Raw genomic sequence first — 16,995 nt, 5'->3', positions numbered from 1 at the left:
TCTAGACTTCGAACTTTTATCCGGCGGCGACCGCTACCGTTTCCTTATCGGGATTGAGCACGCCGCCGAAGATCAAGGCTTCCATATGCTTGATGTATTCGCGGCAGACCTCGTCGGTGACCGGACCGACGCCGACCGCGCGCGACATCGCGTGGCGGCCGAAGAACAGGTGATCGCAGGCACCGATCAGGCTGGTGTAGAACAGCACCGGATCGATCTTGCGGAATTGGCCGGCCTTGATGCCTTCTGCGAGCAGCCGGCGGTGAAAATCGAGCAGCGGCGCGACGAAGAATTTCGACACCTCGTCCGCGGCAGAGGGCGAGCTCTCGTGCAGGAGATAATGGATCAGCCGGTTCATATAGGGGAACTGGTGATAGGCGCGGATGATGCCGCCGATATGCAGGCGCAATTTCTCCGCCGGCGTGATCGGCTGCGCCAGCAGATATTCGAGCTGCGATATCTCGGTGGCGGCGTCGCGCGCCAGCAGCGCCAGCAACAGCCCGTCCTTGTTGCCGAAATGATATTTCACCAGCGCAGCGTTGACCCCGGACTTCTGCGCGATGTCGGACAGCGAGACCTCGATCGAGGCGCGTTCGATCATCAGCTCGCTGGCTGCGACCAATAGCTTGTCGGCAGTGGCGTTTCTGCCGGCGGCGAGTTTCGTCGGTACGCTGGTATTCAACTGCGCTCTGGTCCCGCTCTGTATCTGGGCTCGACGGTAAATCGCACATAAGCCCATGGCGGGGCTGCACTCAAGAGTTAATTGATTGATTGACTAAATGCTGAGCTGCCCCTTAAATCCGGCCCAACTTTTAGGACCCCCAATCCAGAAACATCAGGGAGATCAGACATGGCCGAGGCATACATCGTCGCCGCCGCTCGCACCGCGGGCGGCCGCAAGGGAGGGCGCCTCGCCGGCTGGCATCCGGCCGATCTGGCCGCGACCGTGCTCGATGCGCTGGTCGAACGCTCCGGAGCCGACCCGGCGCAGGTCGAGGACGTGATCATGGGCTGCGTGATGCAGACCGGCGAGCAATCCACCAACATCGCGCGCAACGCGGTGATGGCCTCCAAGCTGCCGGAGAGCGTACCCGCGACCTCGATCGACCGCCAATGCGGCTCCTCGCAGCAGGCGCTGCACTTCGCGGCGCAGGCCGTGATGAGCGGCACCATGGACTGCGTGATCGCCGCCGGCGTGGAATCGATGACCCGCGTGCCGATGGGCCTCGCCTCCTCGCTGCCCGCCAAGAACGGCTTCGGCCATTACAAGAGCCCGGGCATCGAGGCGAAATATCCCAACATCGTCTTCAGCCAGTTCACCGGCGCGGAGATGATGGCCGAGAAGTACGGCCTGTCGAAGGATGAGCTCGACGAATACTCCTACAACAGCCATCAGCGCGCGATCGCGGCGACGCAAGCCGGCCATTTCAAGGATGAGATCGTGCCGGTCAAGATCACCCGCGCCGACGGCTCGACTGACACCCACCACATCGATGAAGGCATCCGCTTCGATGCCAGCCTCGACGGCATCAAGGGCGTCAAGCTGATCGCCGAGAACGGCAAGCTGACCGCGGCGAGCGCCAGCCAGATCTGCGACGGCGCCTCCGGCGTGATGGTCGTCAACGAGAAGGGCCTCAAGGCGCTCGGCGTCAAGCCGATGGCGCGCATCCATCACCTCACCATGATGGGCGGCGACCCCGTGATCATGCTGGAAGCGCCGCTGCCGGCGACCCAGCGCGCGCTGCAGAAGGCCGGGATGAAGATCGACGACATCGACCTGTTCGAGGTCAACGAGGCCTTCGCCTCGGTACCGACCGCATGGCTGAAGACCACCGGCGCCGATCCGGCCCGGCTCAACGTCAATGGCGGCGCGATCGCGCTCGGCCATCCGCTCGGCGGTTCCGGCACCAAGCTGATGACGACGCTGCTGCATGCGCTGAAGCAACGCAACAAGCGCTACGGCCTGCAGACCATGTGCGAAGGCGGCGGCATGGCGAACGTCACGATTGTCGAGCGGCTGTAACGTCGCGCGAAACGAGGCACACAGCCTCCACATCAAAGATGTCGTCCCTGCGAAAGCAGGGACCCATAACCACAAATGCCCGTGGTTAGGCGCGGCTGGGGCCACACTCAGTCCAACAACAAAAATTGGTGGTTATGGTCCCCGCGTTCGCGGGGACGATCACTTTTGATGCCTCGAGGAAACACAATGACCCATCCGTCGATCCACGCGCGCAACCATCCGGACAAGATCGCCTACCAGATGGCGGCGTCCGGCAAGGCGATCACCTATCGCGAGCTCGACGAGCTCTCGAACCAGGGCGCGCATCTGTTCCGCTCGCTCGGCCTGAAGCCCGGCGATCACATCGCGCTGCTGATGGAAAACCGCCTCGCCTTCATGGAGATCTGCTGGGCCGCACAGCGCTCGGGGCTGTATTACACGGCGATCAGCCGTTACCTCACCGAAGAAGAAATCGCCTACATCATCAGGGATTGCGGAGCGAAGGTGTTCATTACCACCCCGCAGTGTGCCGACAAGGTGAAGGGCCTGATCAAGGGTGAGGCGGGCGAACCGCTGTTCTACATGATGGATGAGCCTGCACCGGGCTTCCGCTCCTTTGACAAGGAGGCCGCCGCGCAGCCGACCACACCGGTTGCCGACGAGGTCGCCGGCTACGACATGCTGTATTCCTCCGGCACCACCGGCCGCCCCAAGGGCATCAAAAAGGAGTTCGAGGGCAACCGGATCGACGTGCCGAACCCGTTCCTGCGGATTCTCACCGCCGACATGTGCGGCATGAATGCCGACAGCATCTATCTGTCGCCGGCGCCGCTCTATCACGCGGCTCCCCTGCGCTTCAACATGATGGCGACAGTGCTGGGCGGCACCTCCGTCATCATGGAGCATTTCGACGCCGAGGAGTTCTTGAAGCAGGTCGAGAAGCACAAGGTGACGCAGTCGCAGCTGGTGCCGACCATGTTCGTGCGCATGCTGAAGCTGCCCGACGAGGTGCGGAGCCGCTACAAGGTCTCCTCGCTGAAGGGCGCGATCCACGCCGCGGCGCCCTGCCCGGTCGACGTCAAGGCCAAGATGATCGACTGGTGGGGACCGATCCTGATCGAGTATTACGCCGGCTCCGAAGGCAACGGCGTCACGGTCTCGACCTCGCAGCAATGGCTGACCCATCGCGGCACCGTCGGCCGCGCGGTGGTCGGCAAGGTCAAGATCCTGGACGAGAACGAGGAGGAGGCGCCGACGGGGCAGATCGGGCAGGTCTATTTCGCCGACGCGCCGGCTTTCAGCTATCACAACGATCCCGAGAAGACGAAGAAGGCCTACAACGCCAAGGGCTGGTCGACGCTCGGCGATGTCGGCTACCTCGACGAAGAGGGCTTCCTCTATCTGACCGACCGCAAGAGCTACATGATCATCTCCGGCGGCGTGAACATCTACCCGCAGGAGACCGAGGACGTGCTGATCACGCATCCCGCGGTCTCCGACGTCGCGGTATTCGGCGTGCCGAACGAGGAGATGGGCGAAGAGGTCAAGGCCGTGGTGCAGCCGCACGACATCGGCAAGGCCGGCAAGGCGCTCGAAGCCGAGCTGATCGCGTTCTGCCGCCAGCATCTGTCGCCGATCAAATGTCCGAAGAGCATCGACTTCGAACAGGAGCTGCCGCGCACGCCGACCGGGAAGCTGGTGAAGCGGCACCTGCGCGACAAGTACTGGCCGAAGGCTCCCGCCAAGGCGTGACGCGCCTCACCTCCCCTGGAGGGGACGCCTCTTATCCTCCTCTGGAGGGGGAGGATCGGTTCGCATGAAATGCGAACCGAGGTGGGGTGAAGGTCCATCCACTCGGGCGCTGCCCGAGCGGAGAGATCACCCCACCCCGGCTCACATGTCTCGTCCTACGAATCTGGCTCCACCTACAACTCCGCCGCCGGCTCGCAGGCGGCGGAGGCTGCGGCGCGCAGATGCAGCTGGCCGTGCTTGCCTGATGCCGTGGTGGTCCACTGTGCATCGATCTGCTGCAGATCATCCGACAGCTTGCCGCGATGGCTGCCGTCGGACTCGAACGCACCGTCGCCATCGGGCGGCCGTTCGAATATCTCGACCTCGAGATCGGAGAGCCGGATGAACATCTCGACGCCGATCTTGGTCACGTGGCGACCGACCTCATATGACCCGCAGCCGCGCGCTTCGGCATTCTGCTCGTTCAGGGCCTTCACCTTGTCGAAGGTGATGACGACGTTCTGCACCGTATTGTCGCCATCCCACAGGAATTCACCGATATAGGCGCGCGGCAATTTTTCGGTCAGCTGCTTGATGTCGGCGGCTCGCGCGGCCGAAATCAGCACCAGACTCGTGGCCACGATGGTCAGACCGAAACGCGCCGTCCAGCCGGGCAGCTCTGCAATCCTCGCGTAGCGCATGCGGTATGCATCCTCTGGGCAAAGTTGCTATCGTCAGAACAATGGCCGCCAGCATACAGCCAATTGCGCTGGTTGTGCGGCGATGCCCAACAGGTGATCCCAGATGGAAGCCCTTCCCGACGTCCCGCTCCCCTCCATCATCCGCTCGCGCTATGTCGACGGGATCAACGGCCTCACCATGCATGTGCTCGAAGCCGGCTTCGAAACGTCAGGCCGGCCCTGCCTGTTGCTGCTGCACGGTTTTCCGGAGCTGGCGTTTTCCTGGCGCAAGGTGATGCCTGTCCTTGCCGCCGCCGGCTATCACGTGATCGCGCCGGACCAGCGCGGCTATGGGCGCACGACGGGCTGGAGCGCGGATTATGACGGCGATCTCGCATCATTCCGCCTGCCCAATCTGGTGCGCGATGCGCTCGGGCTGGTCGCGGCGTTCGGCTACAGCCACGTCGATGCGGTGGTCGGGCACGATTTCGGCTCGTCGGTCGCGGCGTGGTGCGCCTTGATCCGCCCCGACGTGTTTCGCGCGGTCGTGATGATGAGCGCGCCGTTCTCGGGCCCGCCGTCGCTGCCGTTCAACACCGCCAACGAACCGGCAAAGCCCGCGACTGACGACCCCGTGCATCGCGAGCTCGCCGCACTGCCGCGTCCGCGCAAGCACTACCAATGGTACTATTCGACCCGTCCGGCGAATGACGACATGCATCGCGCCCCGCAAGGCGTGCACGACTTCCTGCGCGGCTACTACCATCACAAGAGCGCGGACTGGAAAGACAACAAGCCGTACCGGCTGGAGTCGTGGTCTGCGGGCGAATTGGCAAAACTGCCGACCTACTATGTGATGGATCTCGCCAAGGACATGGCCGCGACCGTCGCCGAACAGATGCCCTCGCGCGAGGCGATCGCCGCCAACAGCTGGCTGCCGGACCGCGAGCTCGCCTATTACAGCGCCGAGTATCAGCGCACCGGATTCCAGGGCGGACTGCAATGGTATCGCTGCGGCACCTCAGGCGCGTTCACGGCGGAGCTGCAGACCTGGAGCGGCCGTACCATCGACCAGCCATCCGCCTTCATCTCGGGCAAACAGGATTGGGGCACCTATCAGCGTCCCGGCGTGTTCGAGGCGATGCAGACCAAGGCCTGTACCAAAATGATCGGCTGCCATCTGGTCGACGGCGCCGGTCACTGGGTGCAGCAGGAACAGCCGGATGAAGTGGGCCGGCTGCTGCTTCAGTTCCTCGCGCGCGCGGCGCAGTGACGGGCTGACGCAAGAAGAAATCTCCGGGAAATTCGTCGGGACATTTACGGGAACATTCCATGGAACCTGGCGTTGCAGCCAGCCGGTCTTGTCCGGCGGACCGAAGTGGAGAGGACTATGGAAAAGAAGATTGCCGGATTGTTGGGAGCGGTCGCATCGCTGGGCGCGCTCGGAGCAGCGCAGGCTGCGCCGGCACCCGCGCCGACTGACGTACTACAGGCGAACTCCTACGCAGAACTGCTGGAGCCGATCACCAACGCCTCGGCAAAGCTGCAAGCCCTGGACGAGGCGACGCCTCCTCCGGCGCGCGAGACCGTCCAGCTCGCGCAGTTCTATCACCACCATCATCATCACCATCACCACCACCATGGCTACTATCGCGACTATGATCGTGGCTATGGACCTCGGGTCATCGTGGTGCCGCGCTATCGGCGATACCATCACCATCATCACCACCACCATCATCACCACAGCTTCTATCGACGCGATTACTGAGCCGCGGCGGTTGGGCGACGCGACAACGGGGCCTGCGGGCCCCGTTTGTTTTCCCTGCAATGATGCGACGGCGCCTCAGGTCCCTCGCGTCTTCTCCTTGGCGGCGCGGTGGAGATGGCGGTAGGTGCCGTCGAACACCGTGTCGGTCGACGAGGTCCATTCGGTGCCGGCGGCCAGTTTGGGCCGATTGCTGTAGATGCGGCGCGCCTGCAATTCGCGCTCGGCGGCTTCTTCCTCGCCCATCGGCTCGAGCTGGAAATCCGCCTCTTCCGGAATCACGATGATCTGCGCGAACGGCTCATTCGGCCGGAAGATGTGCGTGCGTCCTTCCGCCGGTGCCTTGAACACACAGAAGAACATCATCGGCCACCAGTTGCGGATCAGCGCCGGAACGGCGATCGGCACGGTGTCGGTGCGGTCGGTGTAGAAACGCGGATGCGGCTCGGTGCGTACCGCCATGCCCTGTTCGACCTTGAGGTCGAGCAGGATCTGGTAGGTGTAGAACGTGTCGCCGAAATTCCGGAACGGCGGCCACTGCACGACGCTGTCCGGCGGCTCGCCCCAATCCGCATCGAGGTGCAAGCGGCCGTCGCGCATGGTGACGTGCAGCTCGAAGTCGTAGGGGTAGAACAACTCGATCCCATACTGCGCGCCTTCCGAGAACGGCACGCAGTGCCAGACCTGCTCGCGTGAACCGTCGGTGCGCGGCTCGCGTCGTCCCGCCCAGCCCGGAATCTCGAGCTTGGTCCGCCGCGGTGCCAGCCGTGGATCGTTCAGGCGATATTTGACCGTGCTCATGGAGTCTCCGCTGATCAGGACCGGAACTCGAACGGGCGCGAGATCGCCTGGTTCCCCCGTTCGTGATCAAAAACGCAACGAAGGCACGGCCCTTTGGATTGACCATGGCGTCGCGAAGCAATATTAGAATTATTCTAATTCTAAAGAAGGTGCTGCTGTGAAGAATTTCGCCGATCTGACCGAGCGCGAGGTGCTGGCGGTCGCAATTGCCTCCGAGGAGGAGGACAGCCGCATCTATATGTCCTTCGCCGAGGACCTCGCCGGCCGCTATCCCGATACCGCAAAAATCTTCGAGGAGATGGCGGAGGAGGAGCGCGGCCATCGCCACCGGCTGCTCGAGACCTACGAGCAGCGCTTCGGCCCGCATCTGCCGCCGATCCGGCGCGAGGACGTCAAAGGCTTCCTGCGCCGGCGTCCGATCTGGCTGACCAAGAACCTGCCGCTCGACACCATCCGCAAGGAGGTCGAGACCATGGAGCTGGAAGCCGAGCGCTTTTATGCCAAGGCGGCGGAGAAGGCCGAGGATACCGGCGTACGCCGCCTGCTCGGCGACCTCGCCGAGGAGGAGAAGGGCCACGAGAAACTCGCGGTCAAGCTGACCGGCGACATCCTCAAGCCCGACGTACGCGCCGAGGAAGACCGCACGCGGCGGCGGATGTTCGTGCTGCAATATGTGCAGCCGGGCCTTGCCGGATTGATGGACGGCTCGGTCTCGACGTTGGCGCCGCTGTTCGCCGCCGCCTTCGCCACCCATCATAACTGGCAGACCTTCCTGGTCGGCCTTGCCGCCTCGATCGGTGCCGGCATCAGCATGGGCTTTGCCGAAGCGCTGTCCGACGACGGCTCGCTGACCGGCCGCGGCTCGCCCTGGCTGCGCGGCATCACCTGCGGATTGATGACGACGCTCGGCGGCCTCGGCCACACCATTCCGTATCTCGTGCCCGATGCCTGGCCGAATGCATTCTGGATCGCGACCGCGATCGCAGGGATCGTGGTGTTCTTCGAATTGTGGGCGATCGCCTTCATCCGTTCGCGCTACATGGACACGCCGTTCCTGCAGGCGGTGTTCCAGATCGTGCTCGGCGGCGCGATCGTGCTCGCGGTCGGCATCTTGATCGGCGCGGCATAGGACGGCGAGGTCACCGATGCGATCCCGACGCAATTGTCGAGATACCGCCGGCGCGGCGCTGATTGCGCTCGCCGCGGTCGGATACGGCAACCATGCGCACGCGACCGACGAGATCCAGGTCTACAATGCCGGCATTGCGGCGGTCGGCCAGCTCACCGTCCAGCAGCACCTCAACTATGTCGGCATCGGCCAGAAGGACCCGCCCTTCCCCGGCGGCTTTCCGTCCAACCATAGCCTCAACGGCACGCCGGAGTTTGCCTATGGCATGACGGACTGGTGGGAGCTCGGGCTCTATCTGCCGTTTGCCGTGCAGGACCGGCAGTTCCTGTCCGACGCCTTCAAGCTACGCACGCTGTTCGTCTCGCCCAACGCCGACAAGCGCAACCTGTTCTACGGCATCAATTTCGAACTCAGCTACGAAATGCCGAAATTCGCGCAGACCCGCTGGGGCCTCGAAATCCGGCCGATCATCGGCGTGCGCAACGCGGACTATGAATTCATCGTCAACCCGATCGTCGACGTCGGCTTCGGCCGCTATGGCGAGGCGGATTTCGCGCCCGCCGCGCGCGTGGCGCGCAGGCTGAAGGACGATCTGTATGTCGGGCTCGAATATTACGCCGATTTCGGCAAGATCGGCAGTTTCAGCCCGCTCGCCGAGCAGCAGCATACATTGTTCGCGGTGACCGACTTCAAGGTGGGTGACGTCGACATCGATTTCGGCGTCGGCTACGGCCTGACACGCGGATCCGACCGGCTCGTAGTCAAGACCATCATCGGTTATGCCTTTCCAGTGCCCGGAACGAAGCAGGACGGCGAGCGCGCCAGCGCGAGCGGCGCCATCAATCCAATGGCGCACCTGTCGGCGCGCAGCACGCCGTATTAGGCGCGCGTCGGATTCGTCGCTCGAGCAGAGCCCGACGATCACGATCACGTCAGGCGATGTGTGACGTCGCCCGCGCGCGCCAGCGCAATTGCGATCAAGCCGGTCTTGCCCGTTCGCTCCATTCTGCGCATGATCGCCGCCAAAATCAGGGAGCACGCCGTGGCCAAATCACAATACAGTTTCAAGACCGCCGTCGAACTGTCCGAGGCGCTGCGCAACAAGCAGGTCTCGGCAGTCGAGCTCGCGGAAGACGCGATCGGCCGCATCGAGCGTCATGACGGCAAGGTCAACGCGGTCTGCGTACGCGATTTCGAACGCGGCCTCGCTGCTGCCCGCGCCGCCGACGCAGCGATCGCACGCGGCGAGCACAGGCCGCTGCTCGGCATCCCCATGACGGTGAAGGAATCCTTCAACGTCGCGGGATTGCCGACGACCTGGGGCTTCCTGCCGCAAAAGGATTTCGTGCCGACTGAAGATGCACTCTCGATCCAGCGGGTGAAGGACGCTGGCGGCGTGATTCTGGGCAAGACCAACGTGCCGGTCGCACTCGCCGACTGGCAGAGCTACAACGAAATCTACGGCACCACCAATAACCCCTACGACCTCAGCCGCACGCCGGGCGGCTCCTCCGGCGGATCGTCGGCAGCGCTTGCCGCGGGCTACGGCGCGCTGTCGCTCGGCTCCGACATCGGCGGCTCGCTGCGCGTGCCGGGCTTCCACTGCGGCATCTATGCGCACAAGCCGACCTTCGCGCTGCTGCCGTCGCGCGGCCATACCCCGCCGCCGCTGCCGCCACTGCCGTTCGATCGCGATCTGTCCGTGATCGGTCCGATGGCGCGCGGCGCGGCCGATCTCGCACTCGTGCTCGACGTGATGGCCGGCCCCGATCCGCTCGAAGCCGGCAAGGCCTACCGGCTGGACCTGCCGGCGCCGCGCCATACCGCCTTGAAGGATTTCCGCATCCTCGTGATCGACAGCGATCCGGTGCTGCCAACCGACAAGGTGATCCGCGGAAGCATCGACAAGCTCGCAAGCAATCTCGACAAGGCCGGCGCGAAGGTGTCGCGCTCAAGCCCGCTGCTGCCGGACTTCGCCGCGTCCTCGCGGCTTTATATGCGCATTTTGCTGTCGTTCCTCGCGGCGACCTTCCCACCGGAGGTCTATGCCGGCGCCTGCGCGGCGGCGGCGGCGCTGCCGCCCGGCGACACCAGCCTGCAGGCCGAGCGGCTGCGCGGCATCGCGCTCAGCCATCGCGACTGGGTGATCGCCGACGGCGGCCGCGCGCGGCTGCGTGCCCAATGGCGCGAGCTGTTCAAATCGTTCGACGCGGTGATCTGCCCGATCATGCCGACGCCGGCCTATCCGCACGATCATTCGCCCGATCAGGAGCAGCGCAAGATCCTGATCGACGGCGAGCCGCACGTCTACACCGACCAGCTCGCCTGGCCCGGCATCGCGACCCTGCCCGGCCTGCCCTCCACCGCGATCCCGACCGGCTTTGCGCCCGACGGACTGCCGATCGGCGTGCAGATCGTCGGGCCCATGCTGGAAGACCGCACGCCGCTGAAGCTGGCCGAGCTGATCGAGCGCGAGTTCGGCGGTTTCGTGCCGCCGAAGATGTTTGATGATTAAGTGAGTTGCTGCCGTCATTGCGAACGAAGCGAGGCAATCCATATATCCGCGTATGCGGAAGCATGGATTGCTTCGTCGCTTCGCTCCTCGCAATGACGAGGTGAACGGGAGGAATCAATGAGCACAGACCTCGAAGAGCTGACGAAACTCAACAAGGACTACGTCGATTCCGTCCAGAACTGCGACCTCAAGCGCTTCGATGAAATCCTGGCGCAGGACTTCTACGCCACCAATCCCGACAAGAGCCTGGTCGATCGCGCAGCCTTCCTGAAGCAGACGGCGATCCCGGTGAAGATCAAGGGACTGAAGGCCGAGGACGTCAAAATCCGCATCCTCGGCGATTTCGCCATCATCCACGCCCGCACCAGCTATCTCAACGCCGACGGCGAGCAAGCCTATGGCCGCTACACCGATTGCTGGGCGAGGCAGAACGGAAAGTGGCTTGCCGTCTCGGCACACGTCGCGCGGTGAGAGCGATCACAACCTCAACTCTCGTCCCGGCCTAGTGCGCAATTGCGCACTAGGCCGGGACGACACAAGCTCAGCTATCAAACATGATCACGCTGCGCAGCGTCTTGCCGGCTTTCATGTTGGCGAAGCCCTCGTTGATCTCAGAAAGCTTCAGCTTGGCCGAGATCCAGTCTTCCAGATGCAGCTTGCCGCGCATGTAGAAGTCGACGAGGCGCGGCATGTCGACGCGGAAGTGGTTCGAGCCCATCGACGAGCCCTGGATGCGGCGCTCGCGCAGGAAGTCGAAGCCGTGCAGCTCGATCTTCTGGCCGAACGGGATCATGCCGACGATGGTCGCGGTGCCGCCCGCCGCCAACATGGCGAAGGCCTGCTCGGCGGTGTCCTTGCGGCCGAGCACCTCGAAGGAGTGCTGCACGCCGCCGCCGGTGAGCTCGCGTACCTGCTGCACCACGTCGCCGCGGGCCGGGTCGACGATGTCGGTTGCGCCCAGCTTGGTCGCGAGTTGCAGCTTGGCCGGATTGGTGTCGATCGCGATGATGCGGCCGGCGCCGGCGATCTGCGCGCCGTTGATCGCAGCCATGCCGACGCCGCCGCAGCCGATCACAGCCACGGTCTCGCCGGCGGTCACCTTCGCGGTGTTCACCACGGCGCCGTACCCGGTGATGACGCCGCAACCGATCAGCGCGGCGAGATCGAGCGGCATCTCCTTCTTGATCTTCACGATGGCGTTCTCATGCACCAGCATCTGCTCGGCAAAGGACGACAGGTTGAGGAACTGGTTGAGCTTTTCCTTCCGGCCCCAGGACAGCCGATTGGAAGCGCCAGGCAGCATCTTCACCGTGGTGTCAGTGCAGAGCACGGTGCGGCCGGTGGTGCAATTATCGCAGGTGCCGCAGAACACCGACAGGCAGGTGACGACGTGGTCACCGGGCTTCACGTAATTGACGTCCGAGCCGACCTTCTCGACCACGCCGGCCGATTCATGGCCGAGCACGGCCGGCAGCGGATGCGGATAAAGTCCTTCCATGAAGTGCAGGTCGGAATGGCAGAGGCCCGCGACCGCGGTGCGGATCAGGACCTCGCGCGGCCCCGGATTGGGCACGCTGACATCCTCGATCACCAGCGGCTGATTGACTTCATGCAGGACGGCGGCCTTCATCGGGGTCTCCCTTGACGTTTTTGATTGTTTGAAAAGTGCGCTCGTGCCGCAGCCTACGCTGCGGTGAGCAATTCGCCAACCTCGGCCATGCCAATGGCGCGATCGCCGAGCAGGTGCTCGGTCATCCTGCGCTGAACGGTATTTTCCGTTAGCCGGAACGGATCGCCCGGCGTCACGCGATGATCGATCACCATCCGCGACAGCAACAGCCGGCGCGCATCGCCGCGCATCTCGTGGATGCGTCCGCCTTCCCACGCCAGCGCTACCGCGCTTGCGACATGATAGAGCAGGCTGGTGGCGCGCCGCGCATCGCCCTCATTGTCGATGCGGCTCGCAACCTCGCGCGCAAATGCGATCGCGCGATCGCCGAGATCGCGCAGCCGGTTGCGCCAGGCCTGCGGGACGTTGGGACTATCGTCGAGCCGCGCATGCAGATCGGCAGCGAGCGCGCTGTCGGCGCCATGGCGTCCGACCGCGCGCTTCAGCGCATCGATCGCGACGATGTTGCCCGTGCCCTCCCAGATCGAGCCGAGATGCGCATCGCGCAGCAGCCGCGGCGTGACGAATTCCTCGATGTAGCCGATGCCGCCGCGCATCTCCATCGCATCGCCGCAGACCTTGCGGGCATCGCGGGTGGCGCGGAATTTCAACGTTGGGGTCAGGATGCGGAGCAGCGCCGCGGCATCCTGGCTGCCGGCCTCGGCGCGGTCGAGCGCGTCTGCAGTCAAAAAGCTCATCGACAGCGCCTGCTCGGTCGGCAGCATGATCTTCATCAGCTGCCGTCGTGCCAGCGGCAGGTCGATGATGCGCTGGCCGAACACCACGCGGTTTCGCGCCACGGTGATGGCGTCGTGCCAGGCGCGGCGCATCAGCGCGGTGGATTTCACGCCGTTGGAGAGCCGCGACGAGTTCACCATCTCGGCCATCTGCACGAAGCCGCGATCGAGCTTGCCGACCGCATAGGCGATCGCACCGTCGAACTTGATCTCGCCCGAAGCCATCGAGCGGGTGCCGAGCTTGTCCTTCAACCGCACGATCCGGTAGTGGTTCTGCGAGCCGTCATCGAGGAACCGCGGCATCAGGAACAGGCCGACGCCTTTGGTACCCGGCCCCGCGCCCTCGGGGCGCGCCAGCAGCATCACCACCTTGGCGTCGGCGTTCGAGCAGAACCATTTCTCGCCATAGAGCCGCCAGTGGTCGCCCTCCTGCACCGCGCGCGTGGTCAGCGTGCCGACGTCCGAGCCGCCTTCCTTCTCGGTCATGAACTGGCCGCCCTGCGTCAGCTGGCTCATGTCGGTCTGGGTCAGGCCGTCGAGATATTTCGCCTTCAACGCCTCGCTGCCGAAATTATTGAGCAGCTTGGCGCACCCGTCGGTGACATTGATCGGGCAGCCCATGCCGAATTCGGTCTGGTTGAACAGGAAGGTGAAGGCGTGCTTGGCGACGACGGGATATTTGTCGGGCCAGCCCATGATGCCCTTGCGGATCGATAGCGCGTGGATGCCGAATTCGCCGAACGCGGCCTTCTCGATCTCGCGATAGGCCGGATGATATTCAATTGTTTGTACGTCGCGGCCGAACTTGTCGCGCTGGTGCAGCACCGGCGTGTGGCGATCGGCAAGCCGCGCGCATTCGTCGAGATGGCCGCCGGCCAAGCCGCCGAGCCGGTCGAGATGAGGCTCGATGTGGCGGAACAACGCATCAGGCAGATGCAGTTTCAGAATATCCGTCAGCGCCGGATCGGCGCGGTAGAAATTCATTCCGGTCGTATCGGGCGCAAGCAGGCCCGGCTGGCTGGCGGGTGGCGTTTTCGGATCGTGCTTGTGCGGCTGCATTGAATTCCCGGCTGCGGTGCTCATTTGTTTGGGCACGACTATCCTCCTCCGGCCGAGCAAAGGAAAGCCCAATGGATATTCCCAAGTACAAGATCGCCCTGATCGTCGGCGCCGGCGCGGGCCTCAGCGCCTCGCTGACGCGGCTATTTTCGCGAGAGGGAATTCGCGTGGCGCTGGGCGCCCGCAGCATCGAGAAGCTCGGCGCGCTCTGCACCGAAACCGGCGCGCGCGCCTATGCCTGCGATACCACCAAGGCCGAGGATGTCGAGCGTCTGTTCGGTCTGGTCGAACGCGAGATCGGAACGCCTGACCTCGTGGTCTACAACGCCTCCGGCCGCTCGCGCGGGCCGTTCGTTGAACTCGTCCCCTCCGAGGTCGAGCAGGCGATCGCAGTCTCGGCGTTCGGCGGCTTCCTGGTGGCGCAGGAAGCGGCGAAGCGCATGCTGCCCAACAAGAAAGGCGCGATCCTGTTCACCGGCGCCTCCGCCAGCGTGAAGGGCTATGCGCAATCGGCGCCGTTCGCGATGGGCAAGTTCGCGCTGCGCGGCCTGGCGCAGAGCATGGCGCGGGAACTGTCGCCGCAGGGCATCCATATCGCGCATTTCGTGATTGACGGCGGCATCCGCAGCGCCGCGCGCACCGAGCCCGCCGACCGCCCGGACTCGATGCTCGATCCCGACGCGATCGCATTGAGCTACTGGAACGTGCTGCAACAGCCACGCAGCGCCTGGACCTGGGAGTTGGAATTGCGGCCCTGGGTTGAGAAGTTTTGAGATGACGGAAATCATGTAAACGGCGTAGGCTTAGGTATCAGCCACCGCCATATTCGTCATTGCGAGCGAAGCGAGGCAATCCATGCCACCGCAAGCGAAGAATGGATTGCTTCGGCGCTTCGCGCCTCGCAATGACGGGGAAACAGGGGAAGGAAACATGACCGCTGAAATCAAGATCGAGACCGGCACCGACGAGCTGCTCTGTGTGATCCGCGACCGCGTCGCGGTCATCACGCTGAACCGCCCCGATGCGCGCAACTCGCTGTCGGACACGCTGACGCCGGCGCTGCGCACGATGATCAGGACCTGCGGCGAGAACCCCGAGGTCGGCGTGCTGCTGGTCACCGGCGCCGGCAAGGCGTTCTGCGCCGGCGGCAACGTCAAGGGCATGGGCGCCAATCGCGACGCGAAGAAGCTCGAAATGTCCTATGAGGACAAGGTTGCGGATTTGCAGGAGCGCCAGCGCCTGCTCACCGGTGCGCTTGCCTCGGTGCGCAAGCCGACCATTGCCGCGCTGCCCGGCCCCGCGGTCGGTGCCGGCCTTGCGATCGCGATGGCCTGCGACATGCGGATCGCCGCGCAATCCGCCTTCATCTCGACCGGTTATCTGCGCGTGGCGCTGAGCGGCGACTACGGCATGGCCTGGCTCTTGACGCGCCTGGTCGGCACCTCGCGCGCCCGCGAGCTGATGTTCACCTCGGAGAAGGTCGATGCCGCCAGATGCGAGCAGATCGGCCTCGTCAACCGCGTGGTGCCGGACGAGACGCTGCAGGACGAGGCGCTTGCGCTCGCGAAGTCGATCGCCGAAGGCCCGACCTTGGCGCTGCGCTACATGAAGGACAATCTCGACGAAGCGCTGCAGTTCGACTTCGCGACCGCGCGCGACCACGAGGCCGAGCGGCTGATCCGTCTGACCACGACGGCGGATCACAAGGAAGCGGTGCAGGCCTTCATCGAGAAGCGCAAGCCGGTGTTTAAAGGGAGCTGAGCGCATAGCGCCCGTGAAGTCACCTCTCCCCTTGTGGGAGAGGCGGCAGCGGGGCAAGTTGAAGGGACAGGGAAATCAAAAAGAAAAGGGCCCGGTTCTGGAGGGGCCAGAACCGGGCCTAGTCAGTCAAACCGCAAGCGAGGACATCACGGCCGAGCGGGAAGTGGCGGCAAGCCGCCAGCTGGCACAAGGAATGTCTTGCGGTTCGACGTGGATCTCTTTCGCGAAGCGCACCAGCTTCCAGTCGCCGGGGCTTGCAGCGAAGGCATAACCGGATTTGCGGGCGAGGCCGATCATCGTCGCGTTGGACCGCAACGTGTCGCCAAAGATGCGCTCGGCTCCAAAGGACGCCGCGCGGCATTCGAGATTCTTCAACAGCGCCTTGCCAATGCCGTGGCCCTGCCACCGGTCGTCGATCGACAGGCCGAACTCGACGCTCGACGTATCGGCATGGAAGGCGTAACGGGCTTCGCCGACGATGGTCTCAAAACCATCGACAAGCATCGTCGCGACCACCGTGAACCGGTCAGCCTCGCCGACGTGAACGAAACGCTCGAGCTCCGTCTTCGGCAGCTCGCTCAATGCACCCAGGAAGCGGTTGTAACGGGACCCCGCGGAGAGCGAGCGGATGTAGCTCTGCAGCTCTTCGCGGTCGCGCGGCTCGACGAAGCGCACCTTGATCTCGCTGCCGTTCTTGGCGCGCAGCACGTCAGAGTATTGCCTGAGATCGTCGAGATGCAGCGCAGTCATGACACGCTCCTCGGGTGAAGAAATTGGCCGGCGCCCCTCATCGAGGCGGCGCCGGCGAAGGCGTCCTTGTCAGGCCCGCCAGAACGGCTTCTCGGTCTCGAAAACGATGTCGCTGCGGGACATGCCGATGTCGTGCAGGTCGCGCTCGGTCCACTGCGACAGCTCGCGGCGGCGCTCATAGCGCTCCCACCAGACATGGAGGGTTTCGCCGACCTGGTTCAACAGGCCCGACGCATGATGCTCCGGCATATGATGATTTGTCATCGATTCATGGGTGAAAATGGACATTTACGGCTCCTACCGGTAACCTGTTGGCGCTAATATCTGAGCTATTCGGCCCGTTCACAAACGACACTTTGTACCGTTTCGCATGAATTGAAGTCATGCATCTGGAGA

The 16,995-nt window shown here is 64.1% G+C and carries 17 protein-coding genes; 10 read left to right on the top strand and 7 right to left on the bottom strand.

Features of this window, described 5'->3' with window-relative positions; all coding sequences use genetic code 11:
• Nucleotides 1–16: 16 nt before the first annotated feature.
• On the bottom strand, nucleotides 17–682 hold the full coding sequence (locus QDT69_RS34205; RefSeq protein ID WP_279710873.1) for a TetR family transcriptional regulator: 666 nt from the start codon (nucleotides 680–682) through the stop codon (nucleotides 17–19).
• Nucleotides 683–850: 168 nt separating this feature from the next.
• Here QDT69_RS34205 and QDT69_RS34200 point away from each other — a divergent pair, with 168 nt between their 5' ends.
• Together QDT69_RS34200 and QDT69_RS34195 are read left to right on the top strand one after the other, a co-directional pair.
• Nucleotides 851–2,023, top strand: a complete 1,173-nt coding sequence (locus tag QDT69_RS34200; protein ID WP_097677133.1) for an acetyl-CoA C-acetyltransferase — start codon at nucleotides 851–853, stop codon at nucleotides 2,021–2,023.
• Between the two features lie 186 nt (nucleotides 2,024–2,209).
• Nucleotides 2,210–3,754: an acyl-CoA synthetase gene (locus tag QDT69_RS34195; protein WP_279710872.1), complete on the top strand. Its 1,545-nt coding sequence runs from the start codon at nucleotides 2,210–2,212 to the stop codon at nucleotides 3,752–3,754.
• A 173-nt stretch (nucleotides 3,755–3,927) separates the two neighbouring features.
• On the opposite strand, the gene QDT69_RS34190 is transcribed toward QDT69_RS34195, so the two are convergent.
• Nucleotides 3,928–4,434, bottom strand: coding sequence for a hypothetical protein (locus QDT69_RS34190; protein ID WP_279710871.1), 507 nt, complete (start codon nucleotides 4,432–4,434; stop codon nucleotides 3,928–3,930).
• 103 nt (nucleotides 4,435–4,537) lie between these two features.
• On the opposite strand from QDT69_RS34190, the gene QDT69_RS34185 reads away from it, so the two are divergent.
• Together QDT69_RS34185 and QDT69_RS34180 are read left to right on the top strand one after the other, a co-directional pair.
• A complete protein-coding gene (locus tag QDT69_RS34185; RefSeq protein ID WP_279710870.1) occupies nucleotides 4,538–5,686 on the top strand; it encodes an alpha/beta hydrolase in 1,149 nt (382 codons plus the stop codon).
• 117 nt (nucleotides 5,687–5,803) lie between these two features.
• Nucleotides 5,804–6,181: a hypothetical protein gene (locus QDT69_RS34180; protein ID WP_146992172.1), complete on the top strand. Its 378-nt coding sequence runs from the start codon at nucleotides 5,804–5,806 to the stop codon at nucleotides 6,179–6,181.
• A gap of 75 nt (nucleotides 6,182–6,256) precedes the next feature.
• Here QDT69_RS34180 and QDT69_RS34175 read toward each other — a convergent pair whose 3' ends face one another.
• The gene (locus QDT69_RS34175) at nucleotides 6,257–6,979 is read right to left on the bottom strand and encodes a hypothetical protein (RefSeq protein WP_279710869.1); all 723 of its coding nucleotides are present in this window, start codon (nucleotides 6,977–6,979) and stop codon (nucleotides 6,257–6,259) included.
• A 157-nt stretch (nucleotides 6,980–7,136) separates the two neighbouring features.
• Here QDT69_RS34175 and mbfA point away from each other — a divergent pair, with 157 nt between their 5' ends.
• From mbfA to QDT69_RS34155, 4 genes are all read left to right on the top strand, one after another.
• Entirely contained in the window at nucleotides 7,137–8,108 is a 972-nt protein-coding gene (gene mbfA, locus QDT69_RS34170) for an iron exporter MbfA (protein WP_173640298.1), read from the top strand.
• Between the two features lie 16 nt (nucleotides 8,109–8,124).
• Nucleotides 8,125–8,991, top strand: a complete 867-nt coding sequence (locus QDT69_RS34165; RefSeq protein WP_279710868.1) for a hypothetical protein — start codon at nucleotides 8,125–8,127, stop codon at nucleotides 8,989–8,991.
• Between the two features lie 159 nt (nucleotides 8,992–9,150).
• Nucleotides 9,151–10,623: an amidase gene (locus QDT69_RS34160; RefSeq protein ID WP_279710867.1), complete on the top strand. Its 1,473-nt coding sequence runs from the start codon at nucleotides 9,151–9,153 to the stop codon at nucleotides 10,621–10,623.
• 117 nt (nucleotides 10,624–10,740) lie between these two features.
• A complete protein-coding gene (locus tag QDT69_RS34155; RefSeq protein WP_279710866.1) occupies nucleotides 10,741–11,094 on the top strand; it encodes a nuclear transport factor 2 family protein in 354 nt (117 codons plus the stop codon).
• Between the two features lie 70 nt (nucleotides 11,095–11,164).
• Here QDT69_RS34155 and QDT69_RS34150 read toward each other — a convergent pair whose 3' ends face one another.
• Entirely contained in the window at nucleotides 11,165–12,253 is a 1,089-nt protein-coding gene (locus QDT69_RS34150) for a Zn-dependent alcohol dehydrogenase (RefSeq protein WP_018269116.1), read from the bottom strand.
• Nucleotides 12,254–12,306: 53 nt separating this feature from the next.
• Nucleotides 12,307–14,088: an acyl-CoA dehydrogenase family protein gene (locus tag QDT69_RS34145; protein ID WP_279710919.1), complete on the bottom strand. Its 1,782-nt coding sequence runs from the start codon at nucleotides 14,086–14,088 to the stop codon at nucleotides 12,307–12,309.
• A 71-nt stretch (nucleotides 14,089–14,159) separates the two neighbouring features.
• Here QDT69_RS34145 and QDT69_RS34140 point away from each other — a divergent pair, with 71 nt between their 5' ends.
• Together QDT69_RS34140 and QDT69_RS34135 are read left to right on the top strand one after the other, a co-directional pair.
• Entirely contained in the window at nucleotides 14,160–14,861 is a 702-nt protein-coding gene (locus QDT69_RS34140; RefSeq protein ID WP_279710865.1) for an SDR family NAD(P)-dependent oxidoreductase, read from the top strand.
• 157 nt (nucleotides 14,862–15,018) lie between these two features.
• Complete coding sequence (locus QDT69_RS34135) at nucleotides 15,019–15,849, top strand: enoyl-CoA hydratase (RefSeq protein ID WP_279710864.1); 831 nt, start codon at nucleotides 15,019–15,021, stop codon at nucleotides 15,847–15,849.
• A gap of 126 nt (nucleotides 15,850–15,975) precedes the next feature.
• Here QDT69_RS34135 and QDT69_RS34130 read toward each other — a convergent pair whose 3' ends face one another.
• Nucleotides 15,976–16,599 carry a GNAT family N-acetyltransferase gene (locus QDT69_RS34130; protein ID WP_279710863.1) on the bottom strand — a complete coding sequence of 208 codons (624 nt, stop codon included), beginning with the start codon at nucleotides 16,597–16,599 and terminating at the stop codon, nucleotides 15,976–15,978.
• Between the two features lie 69 nt (nucleotides 16,600–16,668).
• Nucleotides 16,669–16,887: a DUF1127 domain-containing protein gene (locus tag QDT69_RS34125; RefSeq protein WP_279710862.1), complete on the bottom strand. Its 219-nt coding sequence runs from the start codon at nucleotides 16,885–16,887 to the stop codon at nucleotides 16,669–16,671.
• Nucleotides 16,888–16,995 lie beyond the last annotated feature (108 nt).

The sequence above is a fragment of the Bradyrhizobium sp. CER78 genome (genome assembly GCF_029846235.1).
Taxonomy (GTDB): Bacteria; Pseudomonadota; Alphaproteobacteria; order Rhizobiales; family Xanthobacteraceae; genus Bradyrhizobium.
The sequence above is the reverse complement of the archived record's forward strand: the minus strand, read 5'-3'. Positions and strand labels throughout refer to the sequence as shown.

Excerpts from the sequence above, each read along its gene's own strand:
- QDT69_RS34200 (WP_097677133.1), top strand. The coding sequence starts at position 851 with ATGGCCGAGGCATACATCGTCGCCGCCGCTCGCACCGCGGGCGGCCGC.
- QDT69_RS34195 (WP_279710872.1), top strand. The coding sequence starts at position 2,210 with ATGACCCATCCGTCGATCCACGCGCGCAACCATCCGGACAAGATCGCC.
- QDT69_RS34190 (WP_279710871.1), bottom strand. The coding sequence starts at position 4,434 with ATGCGCTACGCGAGGATTGCAGAGCTGCCCGGCTGGACGGCGCGTTTC.
- QDT69_RS34185 (WP_279710870.1), top strand. The coding sequence starts at position 4,538 with ATGGAAGCCCTTCCCGACGTCCCGCTCCCCTCCATCATCCGCTCGCGC.
- QDT69_RS34180 (WP_146992172.1), top strand. The coding sequence starts at position 5,804 with ATGGAAAAGAAGATTGCCGGATTGTTGGGAGCGGTCGCATCGCTGGGC.
- QDT69_RS34175 (WP_279710869.1), bottom strand. The coding sequence starts at position 6,979 with ATGAGCACGGTCAAATATCGCCTGAACGATCCACGGCTGGCACCGCGG.
- QDT69_RS34165 (WP_279710868.1), top strand. The coding sequence starts at position 8,125 with ATGCGATCCCGACGCAATTGTCGAGATACCGCCGGCGCGGCGCTGATT.
- QDT69_RS34155 (WP_279710866.1), top strand. The coding sequence starts at position 10,741 with ATGAGCACAGACCTCGAAGAGCTGACGAAACTCAACAAGGACTACGTC.
- QDT69_RS34150 (WP_018269116.1), bottom strand. The coding sequence starts at position 12,253 with ATGAAGGCCGCCGTCCTGCATGAAGTCAATCAGCCGCTGGTGATCGAG.
- QDT69_RS34145 (WP_279710919.1), bottom strand. The coding sequence starts at position 14,088 with ATGCAGCCGCACAAGCACGATCCGAAAACGCCACCCGCCAGCCAGCCG.
- QDT69_RS34140 (WP_279710865.1), top strand. The coding sequence starts at position 14,160 with ATGGATATTCCCAAGTACAAGATCGCCCTGATCGTCGGCGCCGGCGCG.
- QDT69_RS34135 (WP_279710864.1), top strand. The coding sequence starts at position 15,019 with ATGACCGCTGAAATCAAGATCGAGACCGGCACCGACGAGCTGCTCTGT.
- QDT69_RS34130 (WP_279710863.1), bottom strand. The coding sequence starts at position 16,599 with ATGACTGCGCTGCATCTCGACGATCTCAGGCAATACTCTGACGTGCTG.
- QDT69_RS34125 (WP_279710862.1), bottom strand. The coding sequence starts at position 16,887 with ATGTCCATTTTCACCCATGAATCGATGACAAATCATCATATGCCGGAG.